Origin of the sequence: Nocardia farcinica (genome assembly GCF_029867845.1) — a bacterium.
GTDB lineage: Bacteria > Actinomycetota > Actinomycetes > Mycobacteriales > Mycobacteriaceae > Nocardia > Nocardia farcinica_A.
The window spans coordinates 1-2,873 of the sequence record NZ_JARWRU010000762.1; the positions used below are offsets into that span (position 1 = coordinate 1).

The following is a 2,873-nucleotide window of genomic DNA, read 5'->3' on the forward strand; positions in this document are numbered from 1 at the left end:
TCACCGGCAGGTCGCCGGTCAACTCGGCCACCGAGATGCCCCGGCTGCCGCGCCGTCGCCTGCCACCGCCGGACGGCGCCTGCTTGCCGTTCCTGGCCAGCAGCTCCGCCACCGACAGCTGCTTGGAATCCTCGCTCATCACGACACCGTTTCGATCGGACCCGATTTCGCGCCGTCACTCTCGGACAGTGGCACCGTGTTGATCGTCGCGCCGGGCACCGCGACCACCGGCCCACCGTTCGGATCGGTATCCAGTTTGCGCAGGATCAGCCCCTCGCGCATCGCCCACGGACAGATTTCGATGCTGTCCAGCGACAACGCCCGCATACTCGCCTCCGCGACCAGCGCCCCAGCCACGAGCTGTTGCGACCGATCCGCACTCACGCCTTCCAATTCCGCCCGGTCCGAGGCCGTCATCCTGGAGATGAACGCGATCAACTGACGCAGGCCTGAACTGGTCAGTGTACGTCGCACCCGCGGGCCCGCGCCCGACGGAGCCGCGCCGGTCAGCCTGGCCAGGGAACGGAAGGTCTTGGAGGTGCCGACGGCCAGGTCGGGCTGGCCCGCGGCCTTGATCTGTTTGGCGGGCACCACCAGCTCGGCGTCGAGCCAGTCGCGCAGCACCGCGACCCGGCGTTTGCCGGGCGGATCCTCGCGCAGCCACTGCCTGGTGAGCCTGCCCGCGCCCAGTTGCAGCGACAGCGCCACATCGGGGTCCTCGTCGCCGCCGATGGTCAGTTCCAGCGAGCCGCCGCCGATGTCGATATTGAGGATGCGTCCGGCGCTCCAGCCGTACCAGCGGCGCACCGCGAGGAAGGTCAGCCTGGCCTCGTCCTCGCCGCTGAGGATCTGCAGCTGCACGCCGGTCTGCTCGCGGACCCGCTCCAGCACGTCCTCGGAGTTGGTCGCGTCGCGCAGCGCCGAGGTGGCGAAGGGCATGAGCTCCTGGCACTGCGAGGTCTCGGCGATGCTGGCGAACTCGGCCACCGTGTCGATCAGCCGCCGGGCCCCCGACTCGGTCAGGCAGCCGTCGTCGTCCATGTTCTCCGACAGCCGCAGTGTGGCTTTCGTCGAACTCATCGGCATGGGGTGGCCACCGCGATGCGCGTCCACGACGAGCAGGTGGACGGTATTGCTTCCGACGTCGAGTACCCCTAGGCGCACAAGAACACGGTACTGGGTCGACCAGCTGTTACGTGCGGCCGAGGGGACTGTTAGCGTCACTGTCCGTGACGGTGAGCGCAGCGGCGGACAACCCGAACAGGCCACATCCGGCAAACAAGATCACCCCGGCTCCCGAGGTCGATCTCGACTTCCCGCGCGAGTGGATCGAGTTCGTCGATCCGAACGACGACGAGCACCTGATCGCGGCGGATCTGACCTGGTTGCTGTCCCGGTGGACCTGCGTCTTCGGCACTCCGGCCTGCCAGGGCATCCTCTCCGACCGGCCCGACGACGGCTGCTGCTCGCACGGCGCCTTCCTGACCGACAAGGACGACCGGCAACGCCTCCGCGACGCTGTGAAAATGCTCACACCGCAGGACTGGCAACTGATGGGCGAAGCCCGCAACGAGAAGGGCCGGATCACCAGGAAGGGCTATCTCGAGCTCGACGAACTCGACGACGAGCCCGCCCTGCGCACCCGCCGCCACGACGGCGCCTGCATCTTCCTCAACCGCCCGGATTTCGAGGGCGGACCGGGCTGCGCGTTGCACACCATGGCGTTGCGGCGCGGTCTGCCGCCGCACACGGTCAAACCGGACGTCTGCTGGCAGCTGCCCATCCGCCGCACCTACGAGTACGTCGACCGCCCCGACGGCGTGCGGATCCTGCGCACCATCGTCAGCGAGTACGACCGCCGCGGCTGGGGTCCCGGCGGTGTCGATCTGTCCTGGTACTGCTCGGGCTCGCCGGACGCGCACGTCGGCGCCCGGCCGGTCTGGCAGAGCTACGCCCCCGAACTCACCGAATTGCTCGGCGAGGCGGCCTACGAGGAACTGGCCAGGCACTGCCGCAGGCGTGAGGGGCTCGGGCTGATCGCGGTGCACCCGGCCACCGCCCGCGCGGCCGGATACGCCGCCGCGCGCGAGGCCGGCGTCGACACGACCGATCCCGGAGCGTTCCGCGCCGACGAGATCCGCCCCGACGAGATCGACTCGGAAGGGATCGACCCCGAGAAGATCGGTCCCGACGAGTACGCCGACGAGCTGGTCATCGAGGTCGACGTCGACCTCCGCAGATCCGAACCCCGGCGATCGGATGTGATACACGACACATCGCTTTCGGCATCACCGACCCCGAATTCCACGCCCCGGAAACGCGGACCCCGAATTTCCGCCGGCCGGAATTTCGCTCAGCCTGAGTCGGAGATATCGCCGCAGATCGCGGCCATTTCCGCACCCCCGCGTACCGGAACGCGGCGTGACATGCCGTTACATGTCCTCCATGAGGAAAGTCCTGACCATCACAGCGATCGCCGCGGGCGCCGCGCTGGCCGCCGCCGGTGCCGCGCACGCCGAGCCCGCCGCCGACCCCGACCAGTACTCGGATGTCACCGCCGCGTTCGTGGACGGACTCGGCCCGGGCGCGCTCGAGGCCGGAAACGAGGGCAAGCAGCTGATCGTGAGCCCGTACGGCACCTCGCGCACCATCGCCTGCCGCGGCGACGGCGACACGGTCGCCTACTACGACTGCAAGCAGGAGGACGATCTCGGCTGGATCGACCTGCGCCCCACCGAGGTGCCGGGCCTGGGCCCGGCCTGGGTCTACCTGCCCTGAGGCAGACGCGGGCCGCCCTGTGGCAGACGCGGGCCGCGACACTGGCGTGCTCCCCGGCAGCGGGAGGACCGGGAGGACACAGACAAGGCCCCGGC

General features: G+C 69.5%; 2 protein-coding genes and 1 pseudogene. 2 read left to right on the plus strand and 1 reads right to left on the minus strand.

What is annotated here, in order from left to right; all coding sequences use genetic code 11:
* Positions 1–138: 138 nt before the first annotated feature.
* On the minus strand, positions 139–1,164 hold the full coding sequence (locus QH283_RS16700) for a Ppx/GppA phosphatase family protein (protein WP_280503911.1): 1,026 nt from the start codon (positions 1,162–1,164) through the stop codon (positions 139–141).
* A 65-nt stretch (positions 1,165–1,229) separates the two neighbouring features.
* On the opposite strand from QH283_RS16700, the pseudogene QH283_RS16705 reads away from it, so the two are divergent.
* Together QH283_RS16705 and QH283_RS16710 are read left to right on the plus strand one after the other, a co-directional pair.
* Positions 1,230–2,069, plus strand: a pseudogene (locus tag QH283_RS16705) (hypothetical protein); the annotation flags it as partial.
* A gap of 376 nt (positions 2,070–2,445) precedes the next feature.
* Positions 2,446–2,778: a hypothetical protein gene (locus QH283_RS16710; RefSeq protein WP_280503912.1), complete on the plus strand. Its 333-nt coding sequence runs from the start codon at positions 2,446–2,448 to the stop codon at positions 2,776–2,778.
* Positions 2,779–2,873 lie beyond the last annotated feature (95 nt).

Coding starts and splice junctions, on each gene's coding strand:
- QH283_RS16710 (WP_280503912.1), top strand. CDS start 2,446: ATGAGGAAAGTCCTGACCATCACAGCGATCGCCGCGGGCGCCGCGCTG.